Here is a 17,767-nt window from a genome sequence, read left to right as displayed (position 1 = left end):
GAACAGCTTGATCAAGCCCGCGGTGGTGGTGCAGATCAGCAGCCAGGCCGCCGGCAGCAGCGTGACCCAGACGTAGCGCTGGCGCTTCATCTTGATCAGCACCACGGTGGCGAGCATCAGGGCGATACCGGCCAGCATCTGGTTGGAGATGCCGAACAGTGGCCACAAGGTGTTGATGCCACCCAGCGGATCGATCACGCCCTGGTACAGCAAGTAACCCCACAGTGCGACGCAGCCGGCGGTAGCGATCAGGTTGGCCGGCCAGGATTCGGTGCGCTTGAGCGAAGGCACGAACGAGCCGAGCAGGTCCTGCAGCATGAAGCGCCCGGCACGGGTGCCGGCGTCCACGGCGGTGAGGATGAACAGCGCTTCGAACAGGATCGCGAAGTGGTACCAGAACGCCATGGTGTTCTCACCCGGCAGCACCGAGTGCAGGATCTGCGCGATCCCGACCGCCAGGGTCGGCGCACCGCCGGCACGGGCCAGTACGGTGGTTTCGCCGATGTCCTTGGCCACCGCTTGCAGCGCCTCGGGAGTGATGGCAAAGCCCCAACTGCTGACCGTCTGCGCCACGGCCACCACGTCACCGCCGACGATTGCCGCCGGGCTGTTCATGGCGAAGTACACGCCTGGCTCGATCACCGAAGCAGCCACCATGGCCATGATCGCCACGAAGGACTCCATCAGCATGCCGCCGTAACCGATGTAGCGGGCGTTGGTTTCGTTATCCAGCAGCTTGGGCGTGGTGCCCGAGGAGATCAGCGCATGGAAGCCGGAGACCGCACCGCAGGCGATGGTGATGAACAGGAACGGGAACAACCCACCCTTCCACACTGGCCCGGTGCCGTCGGTGAACTGGGTCAGCGCCGGCATTTTCAGCTCGGGCATGGTGACCAGGATGCCGATCGCCAGCGCCACGATGGTGCCGATCTTGAGGAAGGTGGACAGGTAGTCCCGCGGCGCCAGGATCAGCCACACCGGCAGTACCGCCGCGACAAAACCGTAGCCGATCAGCATCCAGGTGATCTGGATCCCGGTGAAGGTGAAGGCCTTGGCCCAGACCGGGTCGGCAGCGATCTGCCCGCCCAGCCAGATCGAGCCCAGCAGCAACAGCACGCCGATGATCGAGATTTCACCGATGCGGCCCGGGCGGATGTAGCGCATGTAGATGCCCATGAACATCGCGATCGGGATGGTCGCCATCACCGTGAAGATCCCCCACGGGCTCTCGGCCAGGGCCTTGACCACGATCAGCGCCAGCACCGCGAGGATGATGATCATGATCAGGAAGCAGCCGAACAGCGCAATGGTGCCGGGAATGCGGCCCATTTCCTCGCGCACCATGTCGCCCAGGGAGCGACCGTTGCGGCGGGTGGACAGGAACAGGACCATGAAGTCCTGCACCGCACCGGCCAGCACCACGCCGGCGATCAGCCAGAGCGTGCCGGGCAGGTAGCCCATCTGCGCCGCCAGCACCGGCCCGACCAGCGGCCCCGCCCCGGCAATGGCCGCGAAATGGTGGCCGAAGAGAATGTGTTTGTTGGTCGGGACATAGTCCAGGCCATCGTTGTTGAGCACGGCGGGGGTGGCCCGGCGCGCATCGAGTTGCATCACGTTGTTGGCGATGAAGAGGCTGTAGTAGCGGTAGGCGACCAGGTAGATGGCCACGGCTGCGACGACGATCCAGAGGGCGTTGATGGGTTCGCCGCGGCGCAAGGCCACGACACTCAACGCACAGGCTCCCAGAACAGCCACGGCAAACCAGGCGAGGTGTTTAACCAGACGGGTTGTCATTGCGTGTCTCCTGCCGATATCCAGTGGATTGCGGCGATTGTTTTTATAGTGTGCCCCGGCTATTCGGAGCCGGCCCAATATCCCTGCTGGCGGTCAAGAAATAAATCCGTAGTACTACGTAGAACCCCAATTCCCTGTGGGAGCTCGCTCGCGATGGCGGATCTTCAGCCAACACTACATTGACTGATACACCGCTATCGCGAGCAAGCTCGCTTCCACACAAGTTCGCGCCCACAGGTTTGTGCCTGGCAGGTTGGTTTGGCATATGATGCCGACCATTCACCTCCATCCCGATCCCGCCGAGCCCGGACAGGAGTACAGATGCTGCTCAAACACAAAATCGTCGCCCTCGGGATTTTGCCGCTGGTCCTGGCCATCGCGGTCATCTGCGCCCTGGTGATCTCGCTCAACCGCCAGTTGGGCGATCAACAGGCGCAACTGATCGAAGACAGCATCCTGGCGAGCAAGCGCGCCGAGTTGAAGAACTATGTCGAGATGGCCCAGAGCCTGATCGCCCCGCTGTATGACGACGGTCAGGGAGACGCACGCGCGCAACAGCAAGTGCTGGAAGAACTGCGCAAGCTCAGCTTCGGCATCAACGGTTACTTCTTCGTGTATGACCGCCAGGGCCGCAGCCTCATGCATGCCCGCCAGTCGGAACTGGTGGGGCAGTACCTCTGGGACATGAAGGACCCTCACGGCCTGCCGGTCATCCAGGCGCTGATCAGAAGCGCCGAGTCAGGCGATGGTTTCCAGCGCTACGCCTGGAACAAGCCCTCCTCCGGCCAGGTGACCGACAAGTTGGCCTACGTCGTGAGGCTCGACAAATGGGGCTGGACGCTTGGCACCGGGATCTACCTGGAGGATGTCGAACGCGCCACCCAGCAAGCCCGTGACGAAGTTGCCCATGGCATCCACACCACCATGCAAGCCATCGCTGCCATCGCGTTAGTGGCGGTCCTGCTGGTATTCGCCGGTGGCATGACCCTCAACGTCAGCGAACACCGCCTGGCCGACAAAAAGCTGCAGCGGCTGAATCAACGCATCGTGAGCCTGCAAGAAGAAGAACGCTCACGGGTTTCCCGCGAGCTTCATGACGGCATCAGCCAACTGCTGGTGTCGATCAAGTTCCAGTTCGAACTGGCCAGCCATGTGTTGGAGAACGGCCAGGAAAACGGCCTGGGCATCCTGAAGAACGCCACCGACCGGCTCGGCGAAGCCATTGGCGAGATCCGTAATATCTCCCACGACTTGCGCTCGTCCCTGCTCGACACCTTGGGCTTGCCCTCCGCCATCGGCCAACTCGCGACCGAGTTCCAGCAGCGCAGCGGGTTGGAAGTGTCCTACCGCAGCAACGAATTCGATTGCCGCTTGGAAAATGGTGCCCCTGTCTCGCTGTTTCGCATCGCCCAGGAAGCCTTGACCAACATCGAGCGCCATGCCGGGGCGAAAAGCGTCGGCATTACCCTGTTCGGCTCCAGCCAGTCCTTGCGCCTGACAGTGGTCGATGACGGGATGGGGTTCAACGTCCCGCAAGTGGAACGCGGCCATGCCGGCATCGGCCTGCGTAACATCCGCGAACGGGTCGAGCATTTCGGCGGACGCCTGGAAGTGACATCGGTGCCGGGCCGCAGCGAACTGGACATCCTGCTGCCCATGAACCTCTCGGTCACGGAAAGCTGATGCACGCCCACGCCAACAAGAGTACTTGCCGATGACCCTGCCTCCCGTGATTCGCGTCGCGCTGGTCGATGACCACTCCCTGGTCCGTGACGGCATCAAGGCCCTGCTGGCGGTGATGCCGCAACTGGATGTGGTGGGTGAAGCCGAGAACGGCGCGCAAGCGCTCGAAATGGTCGGTCGCTGCCAACCGGACCTGCTGCTGATGGACATCGGCCTCAAGGACAAGAACGGGCTCGAACTGACCCGGCTGCTGGGCAAGCAATACCCCAGCCTCAAGATCCTCATCCTCAGCATGTATGACAATTATGAATACGTGAGCGAGTCCGTACGCGCCGGCGCCAGCGGCTACGTGCTCAAGAACGCGCCGTCACGGGAAATCATCGCGGCCATCGAAGCCATCATCAGCGGCAGCACCTTCTACAGTGCCGAGATCGCCCAGCGGCTGGCCACCGACCCCAGCACCGACAACGAGCTGACGCCACGGGAGAGCCAGGTGCTCTACCAGATGGTCCAGGGCCTGAACAACAAGGAAATGGCCCGGGAGCTGGACATCAGCGTACGCACCGTCGAAACCCATCGCCTGAGCATCCGCCGCAAGCTGAACATCGACAAACCCGCGGCCTTGGTGAAATACGCGATCGATCACGGGATCGTTTCGCGCTAGAAAACCATTGTGGCGAGGGAGCTTGCTCCCGCTGGGTTGCGAAGCGACCCCAATATTCTACGGTCGCTGCGCAACCGAGCGGGAGCAAGCTCCCTCGCCACAGGGACCCCTTATCCAGCGTAGTAACCAGGGTGTTCCAGATCGGCCAACAGGCTGGAGCCACTTGGTGTCCAGCCCAGCAGGGCGCGGGTGTATTGGCTGGACACGGCCATGGTCGCCCCCGCCATGTGGGCGAACCAGCCAAAATGCTCGCGCTCCCGGGACTCGACCGGCAACCCCAGGCCACGACCGATCGCCTGGGCGATCTCCTTGAACGGCACGGCCTCATCGGCGACGGCGTGGTAGACGGACTGCGTCACGCCCTGCTCCAGCGCAAGCCGATAGACCCGTGCGGCATCCAGCCGATGCACGCCCGACCAGCAATGGCCGCCGTTCCCAAGGTAGGCCGAGACGCCCGTCTCCCGGGCCAGGCGAATCAGCAGGGGCACGAACCCGTAATCGCCGAGGCCATGGACCGAGGGTGCCAGGCGCACCGTTGCGCAGCGAACCCCGCGCTCGACCAGCGCCCGGGCCGCCGTTTCGGATTTGCGCGGTGAGGCCGGGCTGGGCACTTCCAATTCGCTCGCCCCCCGGGTCAAGCCCAGCAGGCCGGACGTCACCAGCAAAGGTCGCATGGACCCTTGCAGCGCGCTGCCCAAGACTTCGATCACATGGCGGTCCTGTTCGGCGTTCTCGGCGAACCGCGAGAAGTCATGATTGAACGCGGTGTGAATCACCGCATCCGCCGACGAGGCGGCCCGGTGCAGGATATCGAGGTCATCCAACGTCCCGCGGACCACCTTCGCGCCCGTCGCGGCCAGTGCGGCGCCCTTTTTTTCGCTTCGGGCCAGGCCGGTGACCTGATGCCCGGCGCCGATCAAATCCTGTACCACGGCCGATCCAACCCAGCCCGTGGCACCAGTAACGAATACGTGCATGTGCAACGCTCCTGTTCTAAAAAAGCGAGACCGAATATCTTCTATAACCCATCGAAAGCTCAGGATTTGTATAGAACTTGTGCTTCCCGCCCTCTGAGCAGCACCAAGGCCACTGCGAAGGACAGAGCAACGGCAATGGCGCCGCCCAGGTAAACCGCACCGATACCCCAGCCACTCGCCAACAAACCGGCCAGCGGGCTGGTGATGCCCAGGGAAATATCCAGGAACGCGACATAGGCGCCCATGGCCAGGCCGCGTGCCTGCGGCGGCGCTCGCCGTACCGCTTCCACGCCGAAGCCGGGAAATGCCAGGGAATAACCGAAACCGGTGCATGCCGCGCCCAGGTAAGCGATGGTCGCGCCGTCGGCGCCCCAGATCAGCAGCAGCCCAACGGTTTCGATCAAGACGCAGACCAGCGCGACGCGGGCGCCGCCAAACTTGTCCGGAAGGTGCCCGAAAAGCAGACGCGCAGCGATGAACGCCACACCGAACGCCGTGAACGCCAAAGACGCGTTGCCCCAATCCCTGGCCGCGAACAACAGCGCGATAAAGGCCGTGATGACACCAAAACCAACGCTGCAAAACGCCAACCCCATGCCGGGCACCCACACGGCGCCCATCACCTTGTAGAACGGTGTCCGCCGAGTCGCCGTAGGGGCGACAGCCCGGACACCCGACACAATCACCAACGCCAGCAGCGCAATGAACACCGTCGCGACGGCAATCCCCGTGAACCCCCAAACGCTATTCAGCGCCACGCCGAGCGGAGCGCCCAAGGCATAGGCGCCGTACATGGCGATGCCATTCCAGGCCATGACCTTGCCAGCATGCTGCGCGCCGACCAGGCCCATGCCCCACCCCAGCGCACCGGTGACGATGAGACTTTCCCCAAATGCCAGCAGCACTCGTCCGCCCAACAGCAGCCAGACCGACGTGACAGGCACGGCAACGAACGCCAGGGAAACCAGATAGACCAACCCGGAAACCGCCGCCGTCACCAGGCCGACCATGACCGCGCGCTTGCCACCGCGCATGTCGGCGAAATTGCCAGCCCAGGCCCGTGACAACAGCGCCGCGGCGAACTGCGCACCGACCACCAGGCCAATCACCAGCGTACCCATGCCCAGGGTGTCATGCAGGTGAAGGGGCAAGACCGGCAATTGCATGCCCAGGGTGAGAAAACCGATGAAAACCGTCAGCGTGAGCGGCAACAGCTTGAGCACCGGATTGGCACCGAGGGATGCCTGAGGCACCGCAGAGGCGCCTAGATGAATATTTTCTTGAGTCATGACCCTACCCACGGAAAAGGATGCGATATGACGTTGAACGCGGCCTGTGGAGCCCACTAGAATGCGATCAATTCGTCGCATTCAAGATACGAATAATCCGTCGCGTTTCCTATTCGCATTCCCTACCGAGGTTCATGCCCGCATGTCCGAACGCTCAAGCCCGCAGATTTCCTCGCGTAAACAGCCGAAACAGGCACGCTCCACCGAGCTTGTGGCGGCGGTCCTGGAGGCGGCTGTTCAGGTTTTGGCGACCCAAGGGGCGACACGTTTCACAGTGGCCCGTGTGGCCGAACGGGCGGGGGTCAGCGTCGGTTCGGTGTATCAATACTTCCCGAACAAAGCGGCGATCCTGTTCCGCCTGCAAAGTGATGAATGGCGGCAAACCAGTGACATGCTGCGCGAGATTCTTGAAGACAACCGCAAGCCGCCCTTCGAGCGGCTGCGTACCCTCGTGCGGGCGTTCATCCAGTCCGAATGCGACGAGGCGCAGATACGCGTCGCCCTCAACGACGCCGCACCGCTCTACCGCGACGCCCCCGAGCACCAGGCCGCGCGGATGTCAGTGCAACGGTCGGTGGACGCTTTCATGCTGCAAGCCTTGCCCGACGCCCCGGCACCGATCCGCGCCTTGGCGGGTGACCTGGTGATCACGACCCTCAGTGCCGTGGGCAAGCGCTTTTCATCAGCGCCCCGCTCTCCTGCGGAAGTCGCCACCTATAGCGACGCCATGGCCGATATGTTCTGCGCCTACCTGGGAAGCCTGCAGTGACAGCTTGCCGACACTTTTACTACACTCCCCGATCTTGTTTCCCTCCGCTACGAGACGTCCTATCACTATGAAAACCATAACAAGCTCGATGACGTTCTGTGGCCTGTTGGCGCTCTCCTGCAGCGCCTTGGCCGAGCCAGCACCTTCTCTGCTGGACCAGGTCCTGCAACGCGGCGAACTGAAGGTGTGCACCACCGGCGACTACAAGCCCTACACCTTTAAAACCGAAGCAGGCGAATATGAAGGCATCGACATCGACATGGCGCGCTCCCTGGCTGCCAGCCTGGGCGTCAAGGTGCAATGGGTGCAGACCACCTGGAAAACCCTGATGCCGGATATGGTTGCAGGCAAATGCGACGTCGGCATGGGCGGGATTTCGGTGACGCTGGAGCGCCAGAAGAAGGCCTATTTCAGCACCACCCTCGACGTGGATGGCAAGATCCCGCTGGTGCGTTGCGAGGACAAGGAGCGTTACCAGACGATCGAGCAGATGAACCAGCCTTCGGTGCGTCTTGTCGAGCCGGCCGGCGGCACCAACGAAGCCTTCGTCCGCGCGTTCCTGCCCAACGGCCAATTGAACTTCCATGACAACGTGACCATCTTCCAGCAACTGCTGGACAAGAAAGCCGACGTGATGATTACCGACGCGTCCGAAGCGCTCTACCAGCAAAAACTCAAGCCCGGCCTGTGCGCCGTCAACCCGACCCGCTACCTGCAATATGGTGAGAAGGCCTACCTGCTGCCACGGGATGACAACACCTGGAAGATGTACGTCGACCAGTGGCTGCACCTGAGCAAGGCCAATGGCAGCTACCAGAAGGTGATTGGCCAATGGCTGGCCGTTCCAGCCGCTCAATAACCGTTCACTGACGAAACAAAAATCCCTGTAGGAGCGAGCTTGCTCGCGATGGCGTCAAGTCAGCCGCCTTGATCTTGGCTGATACACCGCTATCGCGAGCAAGCTCGCTCCCACAGGGTTGGTTCTGTTAAGGGCTGGTCCGTTTACCTCACTGCGCCGCCCGCACCTTGGCGATTTCGTCGTACATCGTCTTCACCAGGTCGCCATCCAGGGATTTGGCGAACTTATCGATCACCGGCTTCACGCGCTCGCGCAAGCGGTCTTTCTCGGCTGGACTGATTTCATTGACGGTCATCGCATTGGCCAACGTGGCCTTGGCTTTGTCCATGCCCGCCGCCGTGACTTCACGCTGGAATGTTTGCGCCTCGGCCGCGGCCGCGCGAATCATTGCCTTTTCATCGTCGTTGAGGCGGTTCCAGGTTTTCTGGCTGATGATCAGCGACTGCGGGTTGAAGATGTGCCCCGTGACGGAAAGGTACTTCTGCACCTCATAGAACTTGTTGCCCTCAATCACCGTGAAAGGGTTTTCCTGGCCGTCGATGGTGTGCTGCTCAAGGCCGGTGTAGACCTCGGGGAACGCCATCGGCACGGGGTTGGCGCCGAGGGCGGAGAAGGTCTCCAGGTAGATCGGCGACTGGATCACGCGAATCTTCAAGCCCTGCATGTCTTCAAGCTTGGTCACCGGGTGCTTGCTGTTGGTCAGGTTACGAAAACCCAGGTCCCAATAACCCAGCCCTACCAGCCCTTTGCTGTCCAGTTGCGCCGCCAGTTTCTGCCCGACCGGCCCATCGATGACTGCATGGGCTTCCTCGACGTTGTTGAACAGGAACGGGAAATCGAGCATGGCGTAATCCGGGGCCTGGGCGGCCAGGATGCCGGAGTTGAGCACGGTGATGTCCAGTGTGCCGCCCTGCAACGCCGATACCGTTTGCACGTCGCCGCCCAACGTACCGCCGGGGAACAGGCGGACCTTGATCTTGCCACCGCTCTTCTCGCTGAGCAGGTCGGCGAACTTCTGCGCGCCCTGGCCCTGGGGGTGTTCCTTGACGTTCTGGAAGGCGAATCGCAAGGTGCGTTCGCGTATTTCGTCCGCGTGGCTGGCCACACTGCTCAACAGCAAGCCCGTCGCGCACGCCCCGGCCAGCAGGGTTTTCATCAGTTTTCCCATGTCACTCTCCGATCGTTATTGTTTTAAGGTCGAGCTAGCCAACACCGGGTTATCCGGTGAAGAATTTCAACGGTCCCAGGACCAATTGCGGGAACAGGACCAACAGGAACAGCACCACGAACTGCGCAAACATGAACGGCCACACTCCGCGCACGATCTCCTCGAAGTCGAGCTTGGCCACTCCGCAAACTACGTTGAGCACCGTGCCCACGGGCGGCGTGATCAGGCCGATGGCCGTGTTGATCAGGAACAGCACGCCGAAGTACACCGGGTCGATCCCCGCCTGGATGACGGCCGGCATCAGCACCGGGGTCAGGATGAGGATGGTCGGGGTCATGTCCATCACCGTGCCCACCAGGATGATCAGCGTCATCATCACCAACAGCAGGAGAGTCTGGTTGTCCATGAACGGCGCCAGCAGTTCCGCCAGTTGGCCGGGCAGGTCGGCGATGGTCACCAGCCACGAGGAAACCATGGCCGCCGCCACCAGCAGCATCACCACCGAAGTGGTCCTGGCCGAGGACAGGATCACTTCGTACAACTGGCTGACTTTCATTTCCCGGTAGATCACCAAGGACACGAACAGCGAATAGACCGCCGCGACCACCGCAGCTTCCGTAGGCGTGAAGATGCCGAACTTGAGGCCCAGAATGATGATCAAGGGCAGGCCCATCGCCCAACTGCCGTCGAGCAACGTGCGCAGCACTTCGGCACGGGAACGCTTGGGCGGCGTCTCGACGTTCTCGCTGCGGGAGATGTACCACCAGGCAACGGCCAGCGAAGCCCCAAGCATCAGCCCCGGCACGATACCGGCCAGGAACAGCTTGGAAATCGACACCCCGGACGCCACGCCAAAGACGATGAAGCCAATACTCGGCGGAATGACCGGCGCAATGATGCTACCGGCGGCGATCAGGCCAGCCGAGCGCCCTCGATTGTGCCCGGCCAGCACCATCATCGGCACCAGCAACGCCGCCAGCGCCGCCGCATCGGCCACGGCCGAACCGGACAACGATGCCAGCAGGCAGGAAGCGATGATCGCCACGTAGCCCAGCCCCCCGCGCTTGTGCCCCACTAGCGCCATGGCAATGTTGACGATGCGTTTGGACAGCCCGCCGACGTTCATGACTTCGCCGGCCAGCATGAAGAACGGCACCGCCATCAGCGGGAAACTGTCAGCACCGTTGAGCAGGTTCTGGGCAATGATTTGCGCGTCGAACAGATCCAGATAAGCCATCAACGCCACGCTGACCACCAGCAAGGCAAAGGCGATAGGTATGCCCAGTGCCATGCTGCCCATCAGGGACCCGAGAAAAATAACCAGTGTCATGGGCGGGTACTCTTGATGGGGTCAGGGGTGGCGGCGGTATGGGTGATCAGCTCGGCGTCGTTGTCCTTGACCATCACCAGCTCGTCATCCCCCAGCTTGCCGAACAGCGCCAGGTAGAGCTCGTAAAGCAGGATCGCTGCGGCACTGGCGCCGAACACCAGGCCGGCGCCGTAGAACAGCGCCATGGACAATCCCGACGCCGGGGCAACGACATTCAGGTTGATCGCCGCTTGCTGCCAACTGCCGCTGAAGATCAGCCAGCAGATGTACAACATCAGCAGATGGCCGATGACCAGGCAGATACGCTTGCCTGCTGGCGGCAAGCGCTTGACCAGGCTGTCCATGCCCAGGTGGGCACGGTCCTTGAGCGCCACCAGGGCACCGAGAAAAATCATCCAGACGAAGAACCAGCGCGACAACTCCTCCGACACACTGATGCCCGAGTTGAAGGCATAGCGCAGCACCACATTGCCAAACACCAGCACGATCATTGCGACCATGCACAACACAATCAGCAGCTTCAGCAGCTTGAAATACAGATCCACGACTTTTGTCATCTTGAAGAACTCCGAGGCTTGTCGAGCGCCGACATCCCACTGGCGCAATAAGACCGCAACAGCGTGGGCCGCTAGCGAATCAAACCTGGAAGGCTGGACGGAGCACTCGAGAGATGAATCAAGGAGACGGCGTGGGACGCTCGCAGACGGACTGGCATGGGGTGTTCCTCTATTTTTATTATGGTCTCGGTCACGAGGGACAAGACAAGTGCCACTAAAATGTACCACCCGGTTAGTTTGGTCAATAACCCACGCAGGGATCCACCGCAAAGCGTGCGATTATCGACCAGACAATGCGCGGTTTTTCATCTCGTGGAACTCTCAGCAGCGCCCCCGCGTCCCCACGCTGCAACAGGATTTGTATCGCTCTGTATAGGAAGCACGGCTTGATACGAAACGGCAGGTTTCGCCCCCGCCTGGCACACATCGTCGATACATCTGCGCGTTTAACTGTGATCACCGGACAGCAACACCTTCGCTGCCACGGACCTACTCAATCAAACGCAAGGAGAATCACCATGTTCAACTTCCCGAAACTGTCGTCCTTGGCAATCGCCCTGACACTGGTTGGCGGGGTCGGCCTGTCGAACGTTGCCTCGGCAAAGAACGCCCCGGCCCAGGCTGCGCATCAACTGGCTGAAGGCGGCTCCGATCGCTTGAGCCAGAATCGCGTGGCCGAGGGTGGGGCTGATCGATTGCAGGAGTTGCGTGAACGCAGCCCGGTGTGAAGCGTTTCTGTGGCGAGGGAGCTTGCTCCCGCTGGGCTGCGTAGCAGCCCCCTGCCCATTCCCGCAAGTTCAGGCATCGGTCGGCGGGCTTTGCGACTGCTTCGCAGTCGAGCGGGAGCAAGCTCCCTCGCCACAAGAACTCAAAGCTCAAGACACACTGGCCCAAAACTCAAGCCACAGGGCTCAGGGCTCAGGGCTCAGGGCTCAGGGCTTGATGTTCTTCAGCTCATTGAGCAACGCGAGCAGTTGCTGCATCTTTTCCTCGCCGAACTGTTCTTCAATCCGCCGGTAGTTGCTTTCCATGCCCTCGCTCATGGACACGAAACACTGCTGGCCGCGCTCGGTCAGGCCCACGAAGACCCGTCGCTGGTCCTGGCTGGACTTCTGCCGACGCACCAGCCCATCGCGCTCCAGGCGACTGAGCACACCGGTCATGCTCGGCTTGAGGATGCACGCCTGGTGAGCGAGCTGATGGCTTTCCAGTTCTCCTTGCTGATGCAGGATGCGGATCACCCGCCATTGCTGCTCCGTAAGGTCATGCTGGTTCAGCGCCGGGCGAAAAAAAGCCATCGCCGCTTCGCGGGCTTGCAACAGCGTCAGGGTCAAAGAAGGTCTGGGGTTGGCCATGTTCGAACTGTGTGGATGGGCGAATCGGCAGCTTAGTGTCGTCTCCAGGCTGCCGCAAGAAGCAAAGCCGCACGGGAGCTTCCGTGGCCAGAGATTGCTCCCGCTCGGCTCTGTAGGCGCTGGCGAAGCCTGCGATCTTTTGATCTTTCGCTTGAGATCCAAGTGTCTCGAGAAAGATCGCAGCCTCGCTCCGCTCGACAGCTCCTACAGGCCCAGCGGGAACAATCTCTGGCCACGGGACTATCTGCATAAAGTACGGCTGCGTTTTCAGCGCAACCCCGACTGCCGCTGGCGATACTCCCCCGGCGTGAGTTGGGCGTAACGCTGGAAAAAACGGCTGAAATACGCCGGGTCCTTGAAGCCGAGCTGGTAGCAGATTTCATTGGCCGAGCTGCCGGTGAACAACAACAGGCGCTTGGCCTCCTGCATCAGTCGCTCCATGATCAGGCGCTTGGAGGGTAGATCGGCGATGCGTCGACACACGTCATTGAGGCGCGCCTCGGTCACGCCGATGCCTTCGGCGTAGCGCGACAACGGCCAATGTTGCAGGTAGTGGGCCTCGATCAGCTCGTTGAAGCGGTGAAAGATCTTCAGGTCTTCATGCCGTGCCGGCCTGGCTTGCAGGGAGTTGGAACACAAGCGCAGCAAGCTGATCATGATCAGCCGCGTCAGGCCGTCCAGCGCAGCGCTGCGTCCCGGCCGCCCCGCCACCACCTCCTCGCTCAATTCCTCGAACAGGTATTCCAGCCGCCGCGCCTCCCCCGCTTGCTGCGGCCCCAGTTGCGTCAAGGCCACGCAGGCTGCCGGCATCTGCACGCCAGCCGGTGCCAGGCTCGGGTCGGCATCGATCAACTGCCACACCAACTGCTGGCGCACCGTCAGCACATGCCCGTCGCTGTCGGCCTCGGTCACGAAGGCATGGGGGATGGTTGGCGGTGTAAGGAAGAACATCGGGCCGGATTCGACGTACTGCTGGTCATCGAGGTACACCCGCACGGTACCGCTCTTGACGTAGTGCACCTGGAAGAAGCGGTCGTGGCGATGCACCGGCATGTTGCGACCGAAAAAACCCGCCAGGTTGGCGAGCCGGTCGTAATGCACTTCGGCATCGCTGTAGCGCTGGTCGTACACCTGACCAATGTTGATGTTCGGGATCGGCTGGCGGTCGGTCATCACGCAGTGCTCGTTTTTATTCTGATTCAGGTACCTGCCGCCCTCATCCTGCACCGAATCCGGCAAGGCAACCAGTGCCGGTCATTCTGTCACGCTTGACGATAGTTAACATCTTAATTATAACTGTTAATACATTAACAATAACCGCAGAGCCCTCATCACTCTGCCATCGCCAGGAGACAAGCATGAGCCGTGCCCTGCATGACGTCGCGACCGGTACCCTGTTCGGGGTCGCGCTGAACTACCAGGGGTTGCTGAAACAGCGCCTCGCCGAATTCGAGCAACCGCCCTACCAGAAGCCACCGCTCAAACCTGTGCTGTTCATCAAGACGCCCAATACTCGCAACCGACACGACGCCAATGTGGTTCACCCAGGTGGCGGCGAAACGCTGCAACCAGGACCGGCCCTTGGCGTGGTGATGGGCAAGTCGGCCAGCCGCGTCAGCGCCGCCGAGGCCCTGGATTACGTGGCCGGCTACACCGTCGTCAATGAATTCAGCCTCCCGGAAGACAGCTATTACCGCCCCGCCGTCAAGGCCAAGTGCCGGGACGGCTTCTGCGCCATCGGCCCGGAACTGGTGCCCACCGCCCAGGTGGCCGATCCCCACAGTCTGGCGATCACGCTGTACGTCAACGGCGAGGTGCGCCAGCAAAACAGCACGGCCAACTTCGTTCGCAACATTCCCCAGTTGATTGCCGAGATCAGCGAGTTCATGACCCTGCATGCTGGAGACGTGCTGATCACCGGCACGCCTGAAGGTCGGGTCGATGTGCTGCCCGGTGATCGTGTCGAAGTGGACATCAGCGGCCTGGGCCGTCTCGTCAATACCATCGTGGCCGAGGAAACAGGAGCAGGTTCATGAAACACGCGCGCATTCGTTTTGCCGGCCAGGATCACGCCGTCATCGTTGAAGCCCACAATGCCGTACGGCTGGCCGACGGTCGCCTGCTGGCCGAGGATCAGGTCCAGTGGCTGCCACCGGCCACCGGCAGCATGTTCGCCCTGGGCCTGAACTACGCCGATCACGCCGCTGAACTGGCGTTCAAGCCACCAACGGAACCCCTGGCGTTCATCAAGTCGCCCGGCACCTACACCGGCCACAACCAGGCGACCTGGCGCCCCGATAACGTCGCCTACATGCATTACGAGTGCGAGCTGGTGGCGGTCATCGGCAAAGCCGCGCGCAACGTCAAGCGCGAGGATGCACTGGACTACCTGGCCGGTTACACCGTGTGCAATGACTACGCGATCCGCGATTACCTGGAAAACTACTACCGCCCCAACCTGCGGGTGAAAAACCGTGACGCGACGACGCCCGTCGGCCCATGGATCGTTGATGTGGCCGATGTACCGGACCCGAGCAACCTCACGCTACGCACCTGGATCAACGGCGAGTTGCGCCAGGAAGGCAGCACCAAGGACATGATTTTCGACATCCCCTACCTGATCGAATACCTGTCCAGCTTCATGACCCTGCAGCCCGGCGACATGATCGCCACCGGCACGCCGGAAGGCCTGGCGGATGTGGTACCCGGTGATGAAGTGGTGGTGGAAGTGGAAGGCGTCGGCCGTCTGGTCAACCGAATTGTCAGCGAAGCCGAGTTCTTCGCATCCCGTAAAGAGGCTTGAGCAGCATGATCAAACACTGGATCAACGGCCGTGAGGTCGAAAGCAAAGACGTCTTCGTCAACTACAACCCGGCCACCGGGGAAGCCATCGGCGAAGTCGCCAGCGGCGGTGCCGAGGAAGTCGCCCAAGCGGTCGCAGCCGCCAAGGAAGCGTTCCCGAAATGGGCCAACACCCCGGCCAAGGAACGCGCCCGGCTGATGCGCAAGCTCGGTGAGCTGATCGAGCAGAACGTACCGAAGCTGGCCGAACTGGAAACCCTCGACACCGGTTTGCCGATCCACCAGACCCGTAACGTGCTGATCCCGCGCGCTTCCCACAACTTCGATTTCTTTGCCGAAGTCTGTACACGGATGGACGGCCATAGCTACCCGGTCGACGACCAGATGCTCAACTACACCCTCTACCAGCCGGTGGGTGTCTGCGCGCTGGTCTCGCCCTGGAACGTGCCGTTCATGACCGCGACCTGGAAGACCGCGCCGTGCCTGGCGCTGGGCAACACGGCCGTGCTGAAGATGTCCGAGCTGTCGCCGCTGACCGCCAACGAGCTGGGTCGCCTGGCGGTCGAAGCCGGCATTCCCAACGGTGTGTTGAACGTGATCCAGGGCTATGGCGCCACCGCTGGCGATGCGTTGGTGCGTCACCCCGATGTGCGGGCGATCTCCTTCACCGGCGGCACCGCCACCGGCAAGAAAATCATGCAAACCGCCGGGTTGAAAAAATACTCGATGGAACTGGGCGGCAAGTCGCCGGTGCTGATTTTCGAAGACGCCGACCTGGAACGGGCCCTTGATGCGGCATTGTTCACGATTTTCTCCCTCAATGGCGAGCGTTGCACCGCTGGCAGTCGGATCTTCATCCAGGAAAGCGTCTATCCGCAGTTCGTCGCCGAGTTCGCCGCCCGTGCCAAACGCCTGATCGTCGGTGACCCGCAAGACCCGAAGACCCAGGTCGGCTCGATGATCACCCAGGCTCATTACGACAAAGTCACCGGCTACATCAAGATAGGCCTCGAAGAAGGCGCCACCCTCCTGGCCGGCGGCCTGGAACGCCCGGCCAACCTGGCGGCGCACTTGAGCCGCGGCCAATTCATCCAGCCGACGGTATTCGCTGACGTCAACAACAACATGCGCATCGCCCAGGAAGAAATCTTCGGCCCGGTGGTGTGCCTGATCCCGTTCAAGGATGAAGCCGAAGCCTTGCAACTGGCCAACGACACCGAGTACGGGCTGGCCTCGTACATCTGGACCCAGGACATCGGCAAGGCCCATCGCCTGGCCCATGGCATCGAGGCCGGCATGGTCTTCATCAACAGCCAGAACGTGCGCGACCTGCGCCAACCTTTCGGCGGCGTAAAGGGTTCCGGAACGGGCCGCGAAGGCGGACAGTACAGCTTTGAAGTGTTTGCCGAGATCAAGAACGTTTGCATCTCCATGGGCAGTCATCACATACCGCGGTGGGGGGTATAGGCCCAAGCCTCATGGGCGACGATGACTCCGTGGCGAGGGAGCTTGCTCCCGCTCGATTGCGCAGCGATCGCAAAAAATGGGGCCGCTTCGCAGCCCAGCGGGAGCAAGCTCCCTCGCCACAAGAGCTCATTGGCAATGACTTGATTCACCGTTTCAAGATCAACAAGAACAATTTTTCAGGAGAATCATCATGGGCGAAGTCGTCCTGGCTGCGAAAATCTGCCACGTTCCCTCGATGTACCTGTCGGAGCTGCCCGGCAAGCACCACGGTTGCCGCGCCGCCGCGATTGCCGGGCACAAGGAAATCGGCCGCCGTGCCCGTGAACTCGGCGCCGACACCGCCGTGGTGTTCGACGTGCACTGGCTGGTCAACAGCGCCTATCACGTCAACAGCGGCGAGCACTTCAAGGGCATCTACACCAGCAACGAGTTGCCGCACTTCATCAAGAACATGGAGTACGAATACTCCGGCGCGCCGGAACTGGGCGAGCTGATCGCCGCCGAGGCCAATGCCGTGGATGTGCGCACCCTGGCTCACAACATCCCAAGCCTGGAACTGGAATACGGCACGCTGGTGCCCATGCGCTACATGCACATGGATGTTCCGCAAGACCAGAAATTCAACGTCGTGTCGATTGCCGCCTGGTGCGCCTGGCATCGCCTGCAAGACAGCTTCGCCTTCGGCGCCGCGGTGCGCCGGGCCATCGAGAAAAGCGATCGCAAGGTGCTGGTGCTGGCGTCCGGCTCGCTGTCACACCGTTTCTCCGATGATCGCAACGCCGAAGCCAATATCCATAACTGGACGCGGGAGTTCGACAAGCAGGTCGACCTGCACGTTGTCGAGATGTGGCGCCAGGGCCGCTGGAAAGAGTTCTGCGCGATGCTCCCGGACTACGCCGAACACTGCTTCGGCGAAGGCAAGATGCATGACACGGCGATGTTGCTGGGGCTGCTCGGCGGGCCGGACTACGACAAGCCTGCCGAAATCATCACCGAGCCGTTCGGCAGCTCCGGCACCGGACAGATCAACGCTGTCTTCCCTGTTTGACACTG

Annotated in this window: 17 protein-coding genes; 9 read left to right on the top strand and 8 right to left on the bottom strand. The window is 61.7% G+C overall.

Features of this window, described 5'->3' with window-relative positions:
- On the bottom strand, nucleotides 1-1,794 hold a 1,794-nt coding region (locus AD659_RS14870; RefSeq protein ID WP_053122481.1), incomplete at its 3' end, for a carbon starvation CstA family protein.
- Nucleotides 1,795-2,115: 321 nt separating this feature from the next.
- On the opposite strand from AD659_RS14870, the gene AD659_RS14865 reads away from it, so the two are divergent.
- Both AD659_RS14865 and AD659_RS14860 read left to right on the top strand, forming a co-directional pair.
- A complete protein-coding gene (locus AD659_RS14865) occupies nucleotides 2,116-3,477 on the top strand; it encodes a cache domain-containing protein (RefSeq protein WP_053122480.1) in 1,362 nt (453 codons plus the stop codon).
- Nucleotides 3,478-3,508: 31 nt separating this feature from the next.
- Nucleotides 3,509-4,141 carry a response regulator gene (locus tag AD659_RS14860; protein WP_053122478.1) on the top strand — a complete coding sequence of 211 codons (633 nt, stop codon included), beginning with the start codon at nucleotides 3,509-3,511 and terminating at the stop codon, nucleotides 4,139-4,141.
- 110 nt (nucleotides 4,142-4,251) lie between these two features.
- Here the strand turns inward: AD659_RS14860 and AD659_RS14855 are convergent, their stop codons facing one another.
- Both AD659_RS14855 and AD659_RS14850 read right to left on the bottom strand, forming a co-directional pair.
- The gene (locus AD659_RS14855; RefSeq protein WP_053122476.1) at nucleotides 4,252-5,118 is read right to left on the bottom strand and encodes an SDR family oxidoreductase; all 867 of its coding nucleotides are present in this window, start codon (nucleotides 5,116-5,118) and stop codon (nucleotides 4,252-4,254) included.
- 59 nt (nucleotides 5,119-5,177) lie between these two features.
- Entirely contained in the window at nucleotides 5,178-6,407 is a 1,230-nt protein-coding gene (locus AD659_RS14850; protein WP_053122474.1) for an arabinose transporter, read from the bottom strand.
- Between the two features lie 142 nt (nucleotides 6,408-6,549).
- On the opposite strand from AD659_RS14850, the gene AD659_RS14845 reads away from it, so the two are divergent.
- On the top strand, nucleotides 6,550-7,176 hold the full coding sequence (locus AD659_RS14845; protein ID WP_053122472.1) for a TetR/AcrR family transcriptional regulator: 627 nt from the start codon (nucleotides 6,550-6,552) through the stop codon (nucleotides 7,174-7,176).
- 67 nt (nucleotides 7,177-7,243) lie between these two features.
- Nucleotides 7,244-8,035, top strand: coding sequence for a transporter substrate-binding domain-containing protein (locus AD659_RS14840; protein ID WP_053122470.1), 792 nt, complete (start codon nucleotides 7,244-7,246; stop codon nucleotides 8,033-8,035).
- A 148-nt stretch (nucleotides 8,036-8,183) separates the two neighbouring features.
- Here the strand turns inward: AD659_RS14840 and AD659_RS14835 are convergent, their stop codons facing one another.
- Genes AD659_RS14835 through AD659_RS14825 form a run of 3 tightly spaced genes read right to left on the bottom strand, consistent with a single transcriptional unit; the run spans nucleotide 8,184 to nucleotide 11,090 of the window.
- A complete protein-coding gene (locus AD659_RS14835; protein ID WP_053122468.1) occupies nucleotides 8,184-9,203 on the bottom strand; it encodes a TRAP transporter substrate-binding protein in 1,020 nt (339 codons plus the stop codon).
- Between the two features lie 49 nt (nucleotides 9,204-9,252).
- The gene (locus AD659_RS14830; RefSeq protein WP_053122465.1) at nucleotides 9,253-10,533 is read right to left on the bottom strand and encodes a TRAP transporter large permease subunit; all 1,281 of its coding nucleotides are present in this window, start codon (nucleotides 10,531-10,533) and stop codon (nucleotides 9,253-9,255) included.
- Nucleotides 10,530-11,090 (bottom strand): TRAP transporter small permease, encoded by a 561-nt coding sequence (locus AD659_RS14825; RefSeq protein WP_053122463.1) that lies wholly within the window; start codon nucleotides 11,088-11,090, stop codon nucleotides 10,530-10,532. Before AD659_RS14825 ends, AD659_RS14830 begins: the two co-directional genes overlap by 4 nt.
- Before the next feature lie 518 nt (nucleotides 11,091-11,608).
- Between AD659_RS14825 and AD659_RS14820 the strand changes: the two genes are divergently transcribed.
- Nucleotides 11,609-11,818 carry a hypothetical protein gene (locus AD659_RS14820; RefSeq protein WP_053122461.1) on the top strand — a complete coding sequence of 70 codons (210 nt, stop codon included), beginning with the start codon at nucleotides 11,609-11,611 and terminating at the stop codon, nucleotides 11,816-11,818.
- A gap of 204 nt (nucleotides 11,819-12,022) precedes the next feature.
- On the opposite strand, the gene hpaR is transcribed toward AD659_RS14820, so the two are convergent.
- Nucleotides 12,023-12,445 (bottom strand): homoprotocatechuate degradation operon regulator HpaR, encoded by a 423-nt coding sequence (gene hpaR / locus AD659_RS14815; protein WP_003201625.1) that lies wholly within the window; start codon nucleotides 12,443-12,445, stop codon nucleotides 12,023-12,025.
- 267 nt (nucleotides 12,446-12,712) lie between these two features.
- Nucleotides 12,713-13,618 carry a 4-hydroxyphenylacetate catabolism regulatory protein HpaA gene (gene hpaA, locus AD659_RS14810; RefSeq protein WP_053122459.1) on the bottom strand — a complete coding sequence of 302 codons (906 nt, stop codon included), beginning with the start codon at nucleotides 13,616-13,618 and terminating at the stop codon, nucleotides 12,713-12,715.
- Between the two features lie 185 nt (nucleotides 13,619-13,803).
- Between hpaA and AD659_RS14805 the strand changes: the two genes are divergently transcribed.
- The 4 genes from AD659_RS14805 to hpaD all read left to right on the top strand — a co-directional run bounded on the left by AD659_RS14805 (nucleotide 13,804) and on the right by hpaD (nucleotide 17,762).
- Nucleotides 13,804-14,481 carry a fumarylacetoacetate hydrolase family protein gene (locus AD659_RS14805; RefSeq protein ID WP_053122457.1) on the top strand — a complete coding sequence of 226 codons (678 nt, stop codon included), beginning with the start codon at nucleotides 13,804-13,806 and terminating at the stop codon, nucleotides 14,479-14,481.
- A complete protein-coding gene (locus AD659_RS14800; RefSeq protein WP_053122454.1) occupies nucleotides 14,478-15,248 on the top strand; it encodes a fumarylacetoacetate hydrolase family protein in 771 nt (256 codons plus the stop codon). Before AD659_RS14805 ends, AD659_RS14800 begins: the two co-directional genes overlap by 4 nt.
- A gap of 5 nt (nucleotides 15,249-15,253) precedes the next feature.
- Nucleotides 15,254-16,714, top strand: coding sequence for a 5-carboxymethyl-2-hydroxymuconate semialdehyde dehydrogenase (hpaE, locus tag AD659_RS14795; protein WP_053122452.1), 1,461 nt, complete (start codon nucleotides 15,254-15,256; stop codon nucleotides 16,712-16,714).
- Between the two features lie 190 nt (nucleotides 16,715-16,904).
- Nucleotides 16,905-17,762 carry a 3,4-dihydroxyphenylacetate 2,3-dioxygenase gene (hpaD, locus tag AD659_RS14790; protein WP_053122450.1) on the top strand — a complete coding sequence of 286 codons (858 nt, stop codon included), beginning with the start codon at nucleotides 16,905-16,907 and terminating at the stop codon, nucleotides 17,760-17,762.
- Nucleotides 17,763-17,767: the final 5 nt, after the last annotated feature.

The sequence above is a fragment of the Pseudomonas thivervalensis genome (genome assembly GCF_001269655.1).
GTDB classification, from domain to species: Bacteria; Pseudomonadota; Gammaproteobacteria; order Pseudomonadales; family Pseudomonadaceae; genus Aquipseudomonas; species Aquipseudomonas thivervalensis.
Note: the sequence above shows the minus strand (reverse complement) of the source record. Positions and strands in the feature narration are given on the sequence as shown.